The sequence below is a fragment of the Actinoplanes sichuanensis genome (assembly GCF_033097365.1).
Lineage (GTDB): Bacteria > Actinomycetota > Actinomycetes > Mycobacteriales > Micromonosporaceae > Actinoplanes > Actinoplanes sichuanensis.
This window is the reverse complement of the sequence record NZ_AP028461.1, coordinates 8009885-8026673: the sequence shown is the minus strand read 5'-3', so window position 1 is coordinate 8026673 and position 16789 is coordinate 8009885. Positions and strand designations below refer to the sequence as shown.

Below are 16789 nucleotides of genomic sequence, written 5' to 3'. Positions count from 1 at the left end.
TAGTCCGGCGGTCATTCTTGCTCACAAAAGTCACAACGCCGGGGTCTTGCGCGTACGGAGATCCGCGAGGGTTAGGGCATACGCGAGACGAATTTAGGTATTAGTCCGACTCGCCACAGATGAGGCTGATGCTCCGGTAGCGTCGGGTCTGGCGCCGCCCGGGCGTGACCCGCCTTGCGATCCGCTTCCGGGTTCGCCTGGCGATCCGCCTGTGACCCGCTTCCGGTTCGCTTTGCGACCCGCCTGTGACCCGCTTCCGGTTCGCTTTGCGACCGGCCTCGTGACCCTTCCGGGTTCGCTTTGCGACCCGCTTCGTGACCCGCTTCCGGGTTCGCTCTGCGACCCGCTTCGTGACCCGCTTCCGGGTTCGCTCTGCGACCCGCCTCGTGACCCCGTGGAGGAGCTCAGCGTGGCCACCCAGACCACCCTGACGCAGCAGTTCGCCACCGAGTACGCCAAGGGCGCCGTGCCCGGCATGCTCCGCGCCATCCGGACCATCAAACGTGCCAACAACCTGATCCTGATCGGCGCGCTGGCCGCCAGCTACCTGCACCAGGCCCACTACCTGGCCACGCTGGGTGCCGGAATGTTCGCCTGGATCGTCCCCGCGGTCTTCGACCTGGCGATGCTCTCCATGCTGACCATCGCACACACCGCGGGCATGGCCGCCGACGCCAAACGCGCCGCGATGAAGATCCTCGCGGTCGTCGTGGTCATCTCGGCCGCGGTGAACTTCGCCGCCCCCGGCCCACTCGGCCTCCGGATGATCTTCGCCCTGGTGGTGGGCCTGGTGGCCGGTGTCGAATGGGTAGCCGCCAAGATCCGCCCCGACTTCGCCGCCATCGAGGCCCGCGAGGTGGCCGTGATCACCGAGGTCAATCCGAACCGCAAACTCGACCCCGAGGTCGCCAAGGCCCGCGCCGCGAAGGCCGCCGCCACCCGCCGCGCCAAGCAGGAGGCCGCCTCCGCCGCCGCCAAGGCAGCCGAGGAGGCAGCCCGCGCCCGAGCCGCCCGAGCAGCCGAACGAGCCAAGGCCCGAGCCGACCGGGAGGCCCTGGACCAGGCTGAACTGGACCGCTTCCTCAGGGGCGGCCGAGCCGGACTGGAGGAGCCGGTGGGCGCGCACCGAGCGGTCTGACCAGCGGCCGAACGAGCGGCCTGACCAGCGGCCGAAAAGCACAGGGCGGCGGACGAGCCGGCCTGTACGCCGGATTCTGTGGCCGGAGACCGTGGTCTCCGGTGGCGGCCATCCATCTAGGCCTGCCGTTGCCGGCAGGCTCGAGCAGCCTACCCGCAGGCTCGGGCGAGCAGCCCTCGAACGCCTGCGCCGGCCTTCGCCTCGCGGCTCGGGCCTTGCTTGGCCTTGCTCCGGGTGGGGTTTACCGAGCCACCCCGGTCACCCGGGGTGCTGGTGAGCTCTTACCTCACCGTTTCACCCTTACCGGCGTCGTACGTGGTACGCCGCCGGCGGTCTGTTTTCTGTGGCACTTTCCCGCGGGTCGCCCCGGGTTGCCGTTAACAACCACCCTGCTCTGCGGAGTCCGGACGTTCCTCGGCGGCACCCAGAGGATGCCGACGCGGCCGCCCAGCCGACTCGTCCGTCGCGTCGCAATCTTACGTGCCGCCCGATCCGCCTCTCGTGCCGCCCGATCCGCTCTCGCCGCCCGCCTCGGCGCGGTGCCGGGTCCGGCTGGTCGTGGGAGCTGTGTCCGCGCCCGTTCGGCAACTCTGGTGACCGGCCGAAGGGGTGAAGATCACCGGGCCGGTGGGTCGGGATGGCCGTAGGGTCGGCTGCACCATGGATGTCACGGAGATCTTGCTGCTGGTGGTGGCCGGGATCGCGGCCGGGGCGATGAACGCGATCGCCGGTGGCGGGTCGCTGATCACGTTCCCCAGCCTGATCGCTATCGGACTGCCGTCGGTCGACGCGAACGTCACCAATTCGGTCTCGGTGTTCCCGGGATATGTGTCGAGTGTCGCCGGGAGCCGGGCCGATCTCGCCGGGCAACGGCAGCGGGTGCGGGCGACGGTTCCGGCGGCGGTGGCCGGTTCGGCGGTGGGCTGTGCGCTGCTGTTGCTCACGCCGGCTCGGGCGTTCGAGGTGATCGTGCCGTTCCTGGTGCTGGGGGCGGCGGCGACGCTGGCGTTCCAGGAGCGGCTACGGGCGCTGGTCGGGCATCCGCGGAGCATGTCGCCGCGCCGGGCCGCGGTGACGTTGCGGTGTGTGGTGTTCGCCGGGGCGATCTACGGCGGCTATTTCGGGGCGGCGCTCGGGGTCATGTACGTGGCCGCCCTCGCGCTGATCATCGACGAGCCGCTGAAGCGGATCAACGCGCTCAAGAACGTCCTGTCGGCCACGGTCGGCCTGGTGACGCTGCTGGTCTTCGCGGCGTTCGCGCGGGTCGACTGGGCTGCCGCGGCGACGCTCGCTCCGGCCACGATCATCGGAGGGTACGTCGGAGCGCGTCTTGCCCGGCGCCTGTCCCAGCGGGTCCTCAAGTATGTGATCGTCACCTTCGGCACCACGATCGGCCTTCTGCTCTTCTACCGAGCCGCCCTCCCCTGACCCGACCCGCCTCGACCGGCGGCGAGTTTCGGCCCGTGGTTACGCGCGCGGGTTGGGTGTGCGTCGGGTGGGTGTGGCGCGTTTCGGACTGTAGGTCACCGTGTGGGTTGGGGTCTGGCGTGATCCCGGCCGTGGGTCGTCGCGCGAGTGGGAGCCGCCGGGTCCGGGAGCGGCCGTGCCGGGCCGCCACCGGACCCGGCGGCCGGGCCGGTCGCCAGCCGGTCCCGGGGAGAGTGGTCTTCGGGGGAACCCGGTGTCGATGGCGCTTACCGGGTGCGGGTCATGGTCCTGATCGGACTGCGGATGATCGTCGGGTGTGGGCTGCCGGGACGCAGCCGGTCGGACGAGCGGGTGCTTACGGCGTACCGCTGCGGGGGTCTGCTCGGAAGGCCGACCGCTTACCACCGGGAACCGGCGGGCAAACCTCTCGTCCGGAGTTTTTCCCGGCGGAGCCCGCCGGCGACGGCCAGGACGAGTTCGAGGGCGTCCTCCTCGTCGAGGCCGTGGAGGCTGCGGCAGGGGATGGCGCGCAGGGCGCGTGGCGCCTCGGTGGCGTCGAGGCGCAGGGCGACGAGACGGCCGACGAGTGTGGACGCCGCGGCGAGGAGGGCCCAGTCGCCGGGCGTGCCGCGATGCTCGGCCGAGAGCAGCACCAGAACCGGCCCGGTGCTGCTGAAACGTCCCTCGGTAAGTCGGACGGCGAAGGCCCGGTCGGCGGGGTCGAGGCGCACCTCGTGGCCGGCCGCGCGGAGCGAGACGGAGATCCATTGTGCCCAGGGTTCGTCGGCCGGCGAGTGGGAGACGAGTACGGGCACGTTCCCAGCATGCCGGACCGGGCTCCACAGTGCTCGATGGGGTTTGCGTAGTCCATCGATGGCGTGGTGTGAGAATGTCGTCCGTTGACGTGCAACTTGCACAACTCATAGTGTCGGTGTCGTGACTGCGGGTGGACCCTTGTGGGAACGGGGGAGGCCAAGTCACGGGGGAATGCTGCCAAAGCATCACAAATCGAGGAGCGCTCGATGACTGTCACGATCGGGATCAATGGACTTGGTCGGATCGGCCGAAGTTTGACCCGGATCGTGGCCTCCGTGCCGAACCCGGGTGTGGAGATCGCCGCGGTCAACGACATCGCGTCGACGGAGAAGCTGGCCTACGGCCTCCGACGCGACAGCATCCGGGGGTCGTTCCCCGGCACGGTCACCGCACGCGGTGACTATCTGGTGGTGAACGACCACGCCATCCGGGTGTTCCATCACGAACGGCCGGAACGTATTCCCTGGGCCGACCACGGGGTCGACGTGGTCATCGAGGCCACCGGCCGGTTCCGGGCCGGGACCACCGCCCGCAACCACATCACCCACGGTGGGGCCCGCAAGGTGGTGATCAGTGCCTCCGCCGACGACCCGGACGCGTTCCTGGTCTTCGGGGCCAACCACCAGAGTTACGACCCGGTCGGCCACGACGTCGTCTCGCCCGCCTCCTGCGGGGTGAACGCGTTGACCGTGATGGCCAAGGTGCTGCTCGACAGGTTCGGGCTGAGCGCGGTCAACACCTCGGTCATCCTGGCCAGTCAGGGCTGGCAGCGGGTCCAGGACTCGGCGGTCGGCAACTCCCGGGACGATCCGCGCCTCGGTCGGGCCGGCGGGGACAGCATCATCCCGCACAACTACGTGGTCGGTGACCTGGTACGGGTGGCGCTGCCGGAGATCGGCGAGATGCGCTACAGCTACTACTGCGTACCCACCCCGGTCGGTTCGCTCGCGGAACTGTCCGGGCAGGCCGGGCGCCCGGTGACCGCCGAGGAGGTGAATCGGGCGATGGCCGAGGCCGCCGCCGGCCCGCTGCGCGGCATCCTCGCCTACGACCCGGACCCGACCGTCTCCATCGACGTCAAGAACAACTCGGCGTCGTGCCTGTTCGACCCGTCCGGCACGCAGACCACCGCGGACGGCGGGGTGAAGGTGCGCGGCTGGTTCGACAACGAGTGGGGCTTCTCCAACCGATTACTGGACCTGGCGCGCCTGGTCGGCGAACGTTTACCGGTCGGCTCCAGCCGGGTCTCCTGGAGCGTCGCCTAGGCTGGCGACGTGGTGGACCTGGCAGACGTGCGGGCGGCGGCGAAGCGTATCGACGGGCGGATCCGGCGTACTCCGGTGCTCGCCGCCGGGCCGGATCTGTGGTTCAAGCTGGAGTTCCTGCAGCATGCGGGCTCGTTCAAGACCCGCGGCATGATGAACCGGATCCTCGCCGGGCCGGTGTCCGAGGCGGGCGTGATCGCCGCCTCCGGGGGGAACGCCGGACTGGCCGCCGCCTACGCGGCCCGCGAGCTGGGCTACCCGGCCGAGGTGTACGTGCCGGTCACGGCGCCCGCGGTCAAGGTGGCGAAGCTCGGTAAGCTCGGTGCGCGGGTGGTGCAGGAGGGTCGGGAGTACGCGGAGGCGTACGCCGCCGCCGTGGTCCGGGCGGCGGAGACCGGGGCGCTGTTCTGTCACGCCTATGACGACCCGGAGATGGTGGCGGGGAACGGGACCGTCGGGCTGGAGCTGCTGTCCCAGCTGCCGGGCGGGTTCGACACCGTCCTGGTGGCGGTCGGCGGCGGCGGCCTGCTGGGCGGCGTGCTAGCCGGACTTTCCGAAAATGTCCGGATAGTGGGCGTTGAGCCGCCGGGCTGTCGCGCCCTGCACGCCGCCTTGGAGGCCGGCGAGCCGGTCGATGTCCCGGTTTCCGGTATCGCGGCGGATTCGCTCGGTGCCCGACGAATTGGAAATGTCGGATTTGGCCTGGCGGTTGCCTCCGGGATCGACTCCGTCCTCGTCGACGACTCCGCGATCATCGAGGCCCGCCGCCGGCTGTGGGACGAATACCGGATCGTCGTCGAGCACGGCACCGCCGCCGCCTACGCCGCCCTGCTCGGCGGCGCATATCGCCCCGCGCCGGGGGAGCGGGTGGTCGTTCTGCTCTGCGGTGCCAACACCGATCCGGCCACTCTGGCTTGAGCGTGCGTATTCCGGCAAATCGGGATGTGATCGGCGACCCATCGGCAACCGTGGCCACCTCATGAACCGCCGCGTACGGTCGATCCGTACTTGAAGTATCAAGTGCACAGGGAGAGGGCATGCCGGTTCGTACTCGCGTCACCGTTCCGCTCGAGTTCCCCGATGGGTACCGCACCACCGCGGAGGTCGTCACCTTCACCGGTCTGTCCGACGGTAAGGAACACCTCGCGCTGGCCCTCGGGGATGTCGTGAAGGCCGAGGCCCCACTGGTCCGATTGCACTCCGAGTGCATGACCGGTGACGTCTTCGGCTCACAGCGCTGCGACTGTGGTCCGCAGTTGCGCGAGGCCGTCGAGCGGATCACCGAGACCGGGGGCTATCTGCTCTACCTGCGCCAGGAGGGTCGGGGCATCGGGCTGTACGCGAAGCTCGACGCCTACGCGCTGCAGGACCTCGGCATGGACACCTACGAGGCCAACCGTGCTCTGGGCCACGCCGACGACGAGCGCGACTACACCGCCGCCGCCCAGATGCTGGAGTCGCTCGGCGTCGAGTCGGTCGACCTGCTCACCAACAACCCGGACAAGTCCCGGCAGTTGCGCGAGCTCGGCGTGGATGTGCGCGCGGTCCGGCCGACCGAGGTGCACGCCTCCCCGGCGAACGTCCGCTACCTGCAGGCGAAGGTCGCCCACACCCAGCACACGATCGACCTGGCTCCGGCGTCCTGAGGGTTCGTCCTGAGTTTCTCTTCGGTTGCGCCTCAGATTCCCTGAGGCGCGCCGAACGAGAAGGCGTGGGTATCGAGGGAGTGAATTCACGCATCGCGGACATCCAGAGCCGGATCCTCGCGCTGCAGGGGCAGCAGGCCACGACCATGGCGGGCCGCGCCCGGACGGAGACACCCGCCCAGGCCAGTTTCGCCAGCCATCTGCAGAGCGCTGTCGCATCCACTGGGGCTTCGGACAAAGCCTACAAACTCAACAGTAAAGGTATCCCGGAGGATCTTGCCGCGTACGGGAACGGCAAGATCCCCCCGGAGGCGCTCGGCCGAGTCGGCACCACCAACCACAAGCTGTGGGCGCCGGCCGCCGAAAAGCTGAACCGGATGATCGAGGACGCTCGGAGTCAAGGCGTCAAGATCGGCATCACCGACTCGTACCGGCCGTACGCCGAACAGGTCGACCTGGCCCGACGCAAGGGCCTCTACTCGCAGGGTGGTCTGGCGGCCAAGCCCGGCACCAGCGAACACGGCTGGGGCATGGCCACCGACCTGGACCTCAACTCCGAGGCGCTCTCCTGGATGCGGAAGAACGCCAAGAACTACGGATTCGTGGAGAACGTGCCCCGGGAGTCCTGGCACTGGGCCTTCCGGCCACCGTCCTGACCTAGATTCCGGCCATCGTCCTGATCTAGACCCGACAGAGGATCTCTCCGTGCGGGATGATCAGCCAGCCGTCGGGGTCGTCGGCCCACCGGCGCCAGCCGGCCGAGATCCGTCGCAGATCGGTTTCGGTCGCCGCGCCGGTGCGCACCGCGGAGGCGGCCATCTCCGAGTCGAGCACGCGCTCCTCCCACATCCCGCCCCACCACTCCCGGTCCTCCGGGTTGGCGAAGCACCACACGCTCGCCGTCGCGGTGACGTCGGTGAACCCCGCCGCCCGCGCCCACGACAGCAGCCGTCGGCCGGCGTCGGGCTCGCCGCCGTTACCCCGGGCCACCCGCTGGTAGAGATCCAGCCACTCGTCCAGCTCGGGCAGCATCGGGAACCAGGTGAACGCCGCATAGTCGCTGTCTCGTACCGCGACCAGCCCGCCCGGCTTCGTCACCCGGCGCATCTCGCGCAGGGCCGCCACCGGATCGGCCACGTGTTGCAGCACCTGGTGGGCGTGCACCACGTCGAACGTGTCGTCCGGGAAATCGAGCGCGTGCACGTCGCCGACCGCGAAGTCGACGCCGGTCAGGCCGCGCCGGGTGATCTCGGCCCGGGCCAGGTCGAGGGCCTCCGCGGTCTGTTCCAGAGCCGTCACTCGACCGGGTGCGACCAGTCCGGCCAGCTCGGCCGTGATCGTGCCGGGGCCGCATCCGACGTCCAACAGGGAAAATCCGGAGGAAAGATGCGGCAGCAGGTATGCCGCCGAATTCTCTGCGGTGCGCCACCGGTGTGAGCGCAAGACCGACTCGTGGTGTCCATGGGTGTAGGTCGCCATGGCACTGACGCTAGGCCCTGATTCCTCGAATGTGGGACAACCTTCTCACCATATGGACAAGTCGATTTTAAGATCACCAGTTCAGGCCGTACTTTGGTGCCCATGAGGATCGGTATCGTCGGTGCGACGGGACAGGTGGGCGGCGTCATGCGCCGGATCCTGGCCGAGCGCCGGTTTCCTGTGACCCAGCTCCGGCTCTTCGCCTCCGCGCGCAGCGCGGGCCGCACGATTCAGTGGGGCGACGGCGAGGTGACCGTCGAGGACACCGCCACGGCCGACTACTCCGGCCTCGACATCGTGCTCTTCTCGGCCGGCAAGGGCGGCTCGAAGGAGTTCGCACCGCGCTTCGCCGAGGCCGGCGCGGTCATCGTCGACAACTCGTCGGCGTACCGGATGGACCCCGAGGTCCCGCTCGTCGTCGCCGAGGTCAACCCGGCCGCGGCCCGGGTGCGGCCGAAGGGCATCATCGCCAACCCGAACTGCACGACCATGGCCGCGATGCCGGTGCTGCGCCCGCTGCACGAGGAGGCCGGCCTGGTCTCCTTCATCGCCACCACCTACCAGGCGGTCGGCGGAGCCGGTCTGGCCGGTGTGGCCGAGCTCGACGAGCAGATCAAGAAGGTCGCCGACCGCGCCACCGAGCTCACCCACGACGGCTCGGCGGTCGAGTTCCCCGAGTCGAAGGTCTTCCCCAAGCCGATCGCGTTCAACGTGATCCCGCAGGCCGGCTCGTTCGTCGACGACGGCAGCAACGAGACCGACGAGGAGCAGAAGCTCCGCAACGAGAGCCGCAAGATCCTCGACCTGCCCGAGTTGCTGGTCTCCGGCACCTGCGTCCGGGTGCCGGTCTTCACCGGCCACTCGATCCAGGTCAACGCGCGTTTCAGTCGCCCGGTCAGCCCCGAGCGGGCCCGCGAGATCCTCGCCTCCGCGCCCGGTGTCGAGCTCTCCGACGTGCCCACTCCGCTCCAGGCGGCCGGCCGCGACCCGTCCTACGTGGGCCGTTTCCGGGTCGACCCCACCGCCGAGAACGGTCTGTCGTTCTTCATCTCCAACGACAACCTCCGCAAGGGCGCGGCCCTCAACGCGGTCCAGATCGCCGAACTGGTCGCCGCCGAACTCGGCTGACCCCCGGCATTCCCGAAATGCCGCCCGGCTGCCAACGTCCGGGCGGCATTTTTCTTCGGCGGTACGGCCACCCGTACCCGAACGCAGCTGTCCCGTTCCCTGGCTCCGCCGCGACATGGTCCGGCCGTCCGGCCTTCAAGGCGACTCACGGGCGTATGCGTCCGTCCGGGAAAGTCATCCCCGCCTTTGTCGTCCCGTGTGGTTTCCGGCGGCGCATCGTGGGGATATCCGCCTGGGTGGCCGGTTCCGGCGGCCCACCTGTGCCCGATATGTCCGCTGTTGGCGGTTTCGGAGCTCTTTTGTTCAGCTTAACAATGGGAATTTGCGACTTTTTGCCCGAATCGGTAGCGCTTGGCCGATTTTAGCGGCACAGTGATGGAATGAACGACAGTGGGCTGGGCGGAGCGGGCTACTTCTGGTGCCTCCGCGACCAACGGGTGGAGAGCGGCGACGACGTGTGCCCCGCTCAATACCGGCTCGGTCCCTATGCCACGGCTGACGAAGCGACGCGGGCACTCGAAACCGTCGAGAAGCGCAATGCCGAGTGGGATGCCGAGGACGCCCGCTGGACAGGGGAAGCCAGCTGACGTAATCCGCCGCTCCGGTCACCCCGAGCCGGAGCCGCGAGTCTCCCGGCGCAGACATGCCCGCAATGAACTTCTGCCACCCCTGGCGCCGCGCTGAGCCCGTCGGGCTCCGGCGAACCGGCCAGCCACGGTGGAGAAAGCTCAGTCATTCGCAAGGAGGAACACCTCGATGCCCGCTGCCAAAAAGGCCCCGACCAGGCCCGCTGCCTCCGGCACGGGCCACCGACCCAAATCCACACCATCCGGTACGGGCACCCGCTCCACCGCCGCCCCGAAGCCCCGCCCGGCAGCGGCCACACCCCGCCCCGCCGCGACACCCACTCGTCCGGCTGCGTCTCCCGCTCGCTCGGCCGCGTCTCCCGCTCGTCCGGCTGCGTCTCCCGCTCGCTCGGCTGCGTCTCCCGCTCGTTCGGCTGCGTCTCCCGCTCGTTCGGCTGCGTCTCCCGCTCGTCCGGCGGCTTCCGCTCGTCCGGCGGCTTCCGCTCGTTCTGCTGTGACGGCCCCTCGTGCGGCCGTGCCGGGCTCGCGCTCGGCCGCGGCTGCTTCGGCCGGTAAGGGAACTGCCTCCTCCCGTTCGGGGGCGGCGGTCTCAGCGGTCAAGGGTGCCGCGGCGCGTTCGGGTGCCGTCGTCTCTCGCCCGGCATCGGCGACCAGTGCGGTGAAGAGGACTGCAGGCACGGGCGCCAACACGGCGACCGCGAAGAATGCCTCGACCAGGAGCGCCACGGCGCGGACGGCGCCGACGGCCAAGGGCCCCGCGAACGACCGTGGCGCGGTCGGCAAACAGACCGCGAAGCAGACCCTCGCCAGGAAGCCCTCGAATCAGTCGCCGACCAGGCAGTCCCAGGCGAAACCGCCCGCGCTCAAAACGGCCTCCGCCAAGCAGCCCGCGGCCAAGGCGGTGTCCGGCAAACCGAATCCCGTGAAGCAGTCCGCGAACAAGTCGGTCGCGGGCCGACAAAACGGGAATTCGGCTGCAAAGCAGATCGTCGGCAAACAGTCGGCACGGCCTGCCGGCCCGGTTGTTTCGGCGGATGCCCGGAAGTCTCCGGTCACGCCGATGCCCAAAACGGTCCCGCCCGCCAAAAAATCGACGTCTCGTGGAACAGCCACTGCCGCGGGCCGAAAGGCGCCGACTACCGAAGCCGCCATCGTCAAACCGCGCGGCTCAGGCTCGTCGCGGAACGCGGAGAAGATCGCTCCACTGCCCCGAACCGCCGTGCGGGGGGCTGCGAAAACTGCTGCGGCACCTCCGACCCGGGCGACTGCGAAGACCGCTACCGCGCCGTCGGCTCGGGCGGCCGCGAAGACCACTACGGCGCCGTCGGCGCGGGTGGCCGCGAAGACCACTACCTCCTCGTCGACTCGGGTGGCGGCGAAGGTCGCTGTTACGCCGTCGGCTCGGGCGGCTGTGAAGACCGTGAGCGCTCCGTCGGTTCGGGGTGCCGCGAAGTCCGCTGGGACACCGAAGTCCGGTGCCGGGAAAGTCGCCGCTCCACGCGTCGGAGGAAAGGCCACCACCGGAGGGTCGGTCGCGGCGAAGTCCGCCGGACGGACTCTCGCGGCTGCCAAACCGGCGCGGGTCATATCGGCTGTCGCTGTGGAGGATCGTGCCGCACCGACAAAGGGTCGCGCCGCCACGGTGGCTGCCGGCCGGTCCGTGAATTCAGCGCCGTCGGGTAAGCGCGGCACGACATCGTCGTCCGTCGCGAAGACGACCTCGAAGCCTGCCGGCAAGTCGGGGAACTCGCCGAAGGCGATTGCGGCTGCCGGCACTAAGTCGAAGACCCAGCCGGTGGTGGGCACAACAAGGTCCGCATCGGTCAAGGGATCCACGACGGCGGCCCGAACCGCTCCGGTCAAGAACGCGGCGACCGGTACCGGCCGTGCCCTCTCGACGAAGGCGGCGCCGGCCAAGACCGTTACGTCCAAGGCCACCGCGGTCAGAGGCGCCGGGGCCGTGAAGGCCGCGGGTCGGAACAACGCCGCTGGGGCTGCTGCGGCCCTGAAGGGCGCTGGTCGGAACAACGTGGCCGGGGTGGCTGCGGCCGTGAAGGGCGCTGGCCGGAACAACGCAGCCGGGGTGGCTGTGAAGGGTGCCGCTGGGCGCGGCACGGCCGGTGCCCGCGCGGGCCGAACCGGTGCGAATGTCGTGGCGCTGGAACGTGCCGCGGACCGGAAGACCGGCCGCGCGACCACCGGCGGACCCAAGGTCGCAGTCTCGTCCGGGCGTGGTGCGGCCGGGAAGGCCTCCGCTCGAAGTGGCGGTGGTGGGGTGACCGTACCGATCGCGTCGAAGGCTGTTTCCGGACGCCGTGCCGGTGGCTCGCGACGGGTTGCGGCCGCGATGAGTAACCTGCCGAAGAATCAGGTGACCATCGCCACCGACGACGATTGGGACGACGACACCGACGACCGGGCGCCCGGGTATCTCGCCGGACGGATGAACCTCGGCCAGGGCGTATCTCGGCCGGACGAGGACGAGGTCGACGCCGGATCACTGCCGGACGTGTCGTTCGTGGGCGGGTGGTTCCCGCCGCATCGCGGTCCGGTGCAGCCGGCCGAGGGTTCCGACCAGTGGGGGGCGGACCGGCCCGACCTGGAGGCTCTGGAATCCGGCGCCGAGCGACCCACCACGGACGAGGACGCTCCCGAATACACGGGTCCCGCGGATGCGGTCGAATCCGGGTGGGTGTCCACGCTCGCCAGGGTGTCCAGCGCGGACGGGCGAGAACTGGACCCGACCGCCGACGACGACGAACTCGACGACGAGGATTTCGAGGCCGCCACCCCGGCGGACGCGGTTTCGACAGGCGCGGCGCTCCAGCCGTCCCGCGACGAGCCGTCCTACGACGTCGATGCCGACGCCGAGTTCGACGAGGACGAGGACGAGGACGAACTCGCGACCGATGACGATCAGGATGCCGAAGTGACGGACGACTTCGCGGACACGACGGCTGACCTCGACGAACTCACCATGTCCGAGACGGGAGCCGCCCGGACGACTGGAACCGGGGCCACCAAGGCGACCACCAGGAAGGTCGAAGCTTCCCGCAAGATGGCGGGTGGCAAAGCGGCACCGGTGAAGAGCACGGCGACCAAGGCGGCGGGAGCGGCAAGGACGGCTGCCAAGGCGGCGGGTGCGGCGGCGACGGCGGTTCGGAACGCGGATGGCATCGGCGGCGCGACTCTGACCGACGGAACCTCCGCCACCACTGCCGGAACCGGAACACCGAAGGGCCGTGGCCCGGCGAAATCCGCGACGGCTCGGGGCCCGGCAGCAAGGACCACCGGGACGAAGGCGACCGGCACCGCTGCGTCCGGAACAGCCGGAACACGGACGGCCGCGGTCAAGACGATCGGGGGCGGAGGAGGCCGTACCGCCGGCGGGAAGGCGACCGGAACCAAGGGCGCCGCCACCAAGACGGCGGGGTCCAGGATGGCCACGTCGAGGTCCGTGACAGCGAAGCAGGCCGCCGCAGCCGAGGAAACGATCATCGAGACCGCGGCGCCGGTCGGCCGAACCGGACGCGCCCGAACCGGGGCGGCCGGAGCCACGGCGGCCAAGCGGGCCGGCGCGAAGGCGACTGGCACTGGCACTGGCACGAAGACCAAAACGACCGGTGCCGCGGCGGCGAAGGCGACCGGCGCGAAGGCGACCGCGGCGAAAGCGGCCGGGGCGAAGGCGACGGTATCGAAGGCTGCCGGGGCGTCGAAGGCTGCTGGCGGCAGGCGGGCCGGAGCCGCGGCAGGTGCCAGGGCGACAGGTGGTGCGGCAGGCGTCAAGGCAACCGCGGCTAAGGCCGCTGCTAGTAGGACATCGGCAGCGAAGGCGACGGCTGCCGAGCGGGCTGCGGCGCTGGAATCGGAAACGTCAGTGACCGGCAGTGTGGCGACAAGGAAGACCGCTGCGAAGACGACACCTGCGGGGAAGGCTGGGGTCAAAGCGACGGCTCCGAAGAAGGCTGCGGCCAAGGCCTCGGCTGGTACCGCCGCTAGGGCTGCGGCAGGTACCGCTGCGAGGGCGGCGGGTGCGGCCGCCAAGGCGACCGGTGCGAAGAAGGCTGCGGCCAAGCCGACGGCGGCTACCACTGCCAAGGCGACCGCTACCCGGAAGGCGGCCGGTCAGGTGGCTGGAGGCAAGACAGCGGCCGCTAAGAAGACCGCAGCGACGGTCGGGACGGCGGCTAAGTCGGCGGCAGCAAAGGCGACGGTGCCGAGCAAGGCCGCGAAGGCCACCGCTGCCAAGGTCGCACCCGGTAAAGCAGCCGCCAAGGCGACCGGTGCGAAGGCGGCGACCCAGGCGACCGGCACAACGGCAGCGACCAGGGCGACCGGAACCAAGGCGACCGGAACCAAGGCGACTGGCACCAGCGGGGCTGTGGGGGCCAAGGCCACCGGCCCCAGGGCGGGGGCCAAGGCGGCTGCGGAGAAGGCTGGCGGAGGTAGGGCGACCGCCGCCAAGGCCGCGCCCGCTAAGACAGCAGCCAAAGCGGCAGGGACCAAGGCCGCCGGGGCTAAGGCGACGGCCAGGACGACCGGTGTCAAGGCTGCTGGGACCAAGGCTGCTGGGGCTAAGGCGGCTCCGGTGACGGCCGGCGGAGGCCGGGCGACAGCTGGTAAAGCGACCGGTGCCAAGGTCGCTGGGACAAAGGCTGCCCCGGCGAAGGCCGGCTCGGGCAGGGTGGCCGGTACCAAGGCGACGGCCAAGGCGACCAACGCCAGGGCTGCGGCCGAGGCGACTCCGGTGAAAGCCGTTGGTGGCAGGGCGACTGCTGCCAAGGCGACGCTCGCCAAGGCGACCGGGACCAAGGCGGCACCGACCAAGACGACCGCCTCGAAGGCGACCGCGGCCAAGGCGACCAGCGCCCGCGCCACAGCCGCCAAGACGACCAGCGCAAGGTCGGCGGCCAAGGCCACCGGAACAAAGGCAACGGCGGCCAAGACCACCGCGACGAAGGCTGTCGCGGCCAAGGCCACCGGAACGAAGGCCACTGCGGGTAAGGCCGTCGGAACGAAGGCCACTGCGGGTAAGGCCGTCGGAACGAAGGCTGCCGGAGGTAAGGCCACTGCGACGAAGGCCGCTGCGGGTAAGGCTGCCGGACCGAAGGCCACCGCGACGAAGGCCGTGGTGAGCAAGGCTGGTGCGGCTAAGGCTGCCGGGAGCAGGGCCGACGCGGCGAAGAGCACCGCGGGCCGGGCGGCGAACGCGAAAACGACGCCGGCCAAGGCCGCGGCGGGCCGGGCGGCGGCGAGTGGAACGGTGAAGGCCACCGGGAACGCGGCCAAGGCGACCCGGGCGTCCCGGAGTTCGGGGGCGAACGCGGGAGCCTCCGGGCGTGCACCGGGAAGCACCCGCACCACCCGGAACACGCCGAGGACCGAACCGGTACAGGCGTCACGGGCGGCACGTCGCCGCTGATCCGAAACGCGAGGCGCGCCACCACGGGAGAACCGACCCGGGGCGGCGCGCTTCCGTCCATCGGGTGCCGCGGCAGTACCTCAGCGTGGATTCGGTGGCTGAGCGACGGCCGACCCGGTGGGTCGGGGGTGCGGCTGGTAGGAATGAGCCGTGCCGATCAAACGGGTGGTGGCGCCGCAGATCGATTTCTCGGCGCTGCGGCGGGAGCTTGGGTTGCCTGAGGTGTTTCCGGCGGCGGTGCTGGCCGAGGCCGGTACGGCTGCCCGGGACACGGTGATGCCGGAGACGGATCGGACCGGGATCGAGTTCGTGACGATCGATCCGGCCTCGTCCCGGGATCTTGACCAGGCCATGCATCTGAGCCGGCGGGCCGGGGGTGGTTATCGGGTCCACTACGCGATCGCCGATGTCGCGTCCTACGTGCGGCCGGGTGGGCCGCTCGAAGCGGAGAGCTGGGTTCGCGGGCAGACCGTCTATCTGCCGGACGGGCGGGTTCCGTTGCATCCACCGGTGCTCAGTGAGGACGCGGTCAGCCTGCTTCCGGGTGGCGATCGGGCCGCCGTCGTGTGGACGATCGATCTCGACGCCGACGGGGACACCGTGGACGTCCGGGTGGAGCGGGGCCGGGTTCGCAGCCGGGCGAAGCTCGACTATGCGGGGGTGCAGCGGCAGATCGACTCGGGGACCGCGCCGGAGATGCTGACGCTGCTGCCGGAGATCGGTGGGTTGCTTGCGCGGCGGGCCGCGGATCGGGGTGCGGTGAATCTTCCGCTGCCTTCGCAGGAGGTCGAGCGGGACAGTGGCGGGTGGCGGCTGGTGCTGCGGGCGCCCCTGGCGATCGAGGAGCACAACGCGCAGATCTCGCTGCTCACCGGCATGGCGGCGGCGCAGATCATGCTGGATGGCGGGGTCGGGCTGCTGCGGACCATGCCACGGCCGAAAGCGGAGGCCGTCGAGAAGTTGCGGGCCGCAGCCGGGCCGCTCGGTATCCGGTGGCCGGACGGGGCACAGGTCGGGGCGGTCATCGCGGCCGTCGACCCGGCCGATCCGCGGGGCGCCGCGTTCCTGGACCAGGCCGCCGAGCTGCTGCGCGGTGCCGCCTACACGGCCTTCGGCGTGGCGGCTCCGGCCGATTCGGGCCGCGGCGCGGACACCGGCCCAGCGCCATCCGACGGTCAGTCCCGTGGCCCGGCGGAAGGCGGCCGGGACGGTGGTCCGGCGGATGGCGGCCGGGGCGGCGGTCCGGCGGATGGCGGGCGGGAAGGCGGGCGGGGCGGCGGGTCGGCCACGGGTGGTCAGGACGGCGGGGACGGAATCCTCGGCGTTCCGGCCGATGCCGGGCACGGTGGGGTCGGTGCGCCATATGCCCACGTCACGGCGCCGCTGAGGCGGCTTGCGGATCGATATGCGACGGAAGTCTGTCTTTCGAGGTACGCGGGGCGCGAGATTCCCGAATGGGTGCTGAGCGCGCTGCCCCGGCTGCCGAAGACGATGTCGTCGACTGATCGGGTGGCCGGTGCGGCCGACCGGGGCGCCATCGACCTGGCCGAGGCGGTGCTGTTGCAGGGCCGGGTCGGGGAGGTGTTCGAGGCGGCGGTTCTGGATCGGGACGAGGCGAACGGGAAACGGCCGGCCGGCGGGACGATCGCGTTGGACGAGCCGGCCGTGCGGGCCAAGTGTCTCGGGGATCTGCCGCTGGGGGAGCGGGTTCCGGTGCGGCTGACGGCGGCGGACCCGATCAGCCGGACGGTCCGGTTCGAACGCGCCTGACCTTGCGGGGGCCGGCGGCGGGGTGAAAGGCGATGGGCACGGTCGTCCGGGCGAGGGTCGTGGCCGCTCGTGACGGTGTCGGCCGGGCGGGACGGGGTCCGCTGCGGTTG

General features: G+C 70.6%; 13 protein-coding genes and 1 other RNA gene. 10 read left to right on the top strand and 4 right to left on the bottom strand.

The window, feature by feature from the left end:
- The first annotated feature begins 409 nt into the window (after positions 1 to 409).
- On the top strand, positions 410 to 1138 hold the full coding sequence (locus Q0Z83_RS36745) for a hypothetical protein (RefSeq protein ID WP_378078644.1): 729 nt from the start codon (positions 410 to 412) through the stop codon (positions 1136 to 1138).
- Positions 1139 to 1187: 49 nt separating this feature from the next.
- Here Q0Z83_RS36745 and rnpB read toward each other — a convergent pair.
- Positions 1188 to 1597, bottom strand: an RNA gene (rnpB, locus tag Q0Z83_RS36740) — RNase P RNA component class A.
- A gap of 201 nt (positions 1598 to 1798) precedes the next feature.
- Between rnpB and Q0Z83_RS36735 the strand changes: the two genes are divergently transcribed.
- Positions 1799 to 2566 (top strand): sulfite exporter TauE/SafE family protein, encoded by a 768-nt coding sequence (locus Q0Z83_RS36735; protein WP_317787880.1) that lies wholly within the window; start codon positions 1799 to 1801, stop codon positions 2564 to 2566.
- 398 nt (positions 2567 to 2964) lie between these two features.
- Here the strand turns inward: Q0Z83_RS36735 and Q0Z83_RS36730 are convergent, their stop codons facing one another.
- Positions 2965 to 3381: a toll/interleukin-1 receptor domain-containing protein gene (locus Q0Z83_RS36730; RefSeq protein ID WP_317787878.1), complete on the bottom strand. Its 417-nt coding sequence runs from the start codon at positions 3379 to 3381 to the stop codon at positions 2965 to 2967.
- 207 nt (positions 3382 to 3588) lie between these two features.
- On the opposite strand from Q0Z83_RS36730, the gene Q0Z83_RS36725 reads away from it, so the two are divergent.
- From Q0Z83_RS36725 to Q0Z83_RS36710, 4 genes are all read left to right on the top strand, one after another.
- The gene (locus Q0Z83_RS36725; protein ID WP_317787877.1) at positions 3589 to 4647 is read left to right on the top strand and encodes a type I glyceraldehyde-3-phosphate dehydrogenase; all 1059 of its coding nucleotides are present in this window, start codon (positions 3589 to 3591) and stop codon (positions 4645 to 4647) included.
- Between the two features lie 9 nt (positions 4648 to 4656).
- Positions 4657 to 5565 (top strand): serine/threonine dehydratase, encoded by a 909-nt coding sequence (locus Q0Z83_RS36720; RefSeq protein WP_317787876.1) that lies wholly within the window; start codon positions 4657 to 4659, stop codon positions 5563 to 5565.
- 119 nt (positions 5566 to 5684) lie between these two features.
- Positions 5685 to 6293, top strand: a complete 609-nt coding sequence (locus Q0Z83_RS36715; protein ID WP_317787875.1) for a GTP cyclohydrolase II — start codon at positions 5685 to 5687, stop codon at positions 6291 to 6293.
- 65 nt (positions 6294 to 6358) lie between these two features.
- Positions 6359 to 6949 carry a M15 family metallopeptidase gene (locus Q0Z83_RS36710; protein ID WP_317787874.1) on the top strand — a complete coding sequence of 197 codons (591 nt, stop codon included), beginning with the start codon at positions 6359 to 6361 and terminating at the stop codon, positions 6947 to 6949.
- Between the two features lie 25 nt (positions 6950 to 6974).
- Here Q0Z83_RS36710 and Q0Z83_RS36705 read toward each other — a convergent pair whose 3' ends face one another.
- Entirely contained in the window at positions 6975 to 7772 is a 798-nt protein-coding gene (locus Q0Z83_RS36705; protein ID WP_317787873.1) for a class I SAM-dependent methyltransferase, read from the bottom strand.
- A 102-nt stretch (positions 7773 to 7874) separates the two neighbouring features.
- On the opposite strand from Q0Z83_RS36705, the gene Q0Z83_RS36700 reads away from it, so the two are divergent.
- Positions 7875 to 8900: an aspartate-semialdehyde dehydrogenase gene (locus tag Q0Z83_RS36700; RefSeq protein WP_317787871.1), complete on the top strand. Its 1026-nt coding sequence runs from the start codon at positions 7875 to 7877 to the stop codon at positions 8898 to 8900.
- Between the two features lie 380 nt (positions 8901 to 9280).
- Positions 9281 to 9487 carry a hypothetical protein gene (locus Q0Z83_RS36695; RefSeq protein ID WP_317787870.1) on the top strand — a complete coding sequence of 69 codons (207 nt, stop codon included), beginning with the start codon at positions 9281 to 9283 and terminating at the stop codon, positions 9485 to 9487.
- Positions 9488 to 10309: 822 nt separating this feature from the next.
- Here the strand turns inward: Q0Z83_RS36695 and Q0Z83_RS36690 are convergent.
- Positions 10310 to 11425: a hypothetical protein gene (locus Q0Z83_RS36690; protein WP_317787869.1), complete on the bottom strand. Its 1116-nt coding sequence runs from the start codon at positions 11423 to 11425 to the stop codon at positions 10310 to 10312.
- A gap of 433 nt (positions 11426 to 11858) precedes the next feature.
- Between Q0Z83_RS36690 and Q0Z83_RS36685 the strand changes: the two genes are divergently transcribed.
- Both Q0Z83_RS36685 and Q0Z83_RS36680 read left to right on the top strand, forming a co-directional pair.
- Positions 11859 to 14909, top strand: coding sequence for a hypothetical protein (locus tag Q0Z83_RS36685; protein ID WP_317787868.1), 3051 nt, complete (start codon positions 11859 to 11861; stop codon positions 14907 to 14909).
- A gap of 150 nt (positions 14910 to 15059) precedes the next feature.
- On the top strand, positions 15060 to 16679 hold the full coding sequence (locus Q0Z83_RS36680) for an RNB domain-containing ribonuclease (protein WP_317787867.1): 1620 nt from the start codon (positions 15060 to 15062) through the stop codon (positions 16677 to 16679).
- Positions 16680 to 16789: the final 110 nt, after the last annotated feature.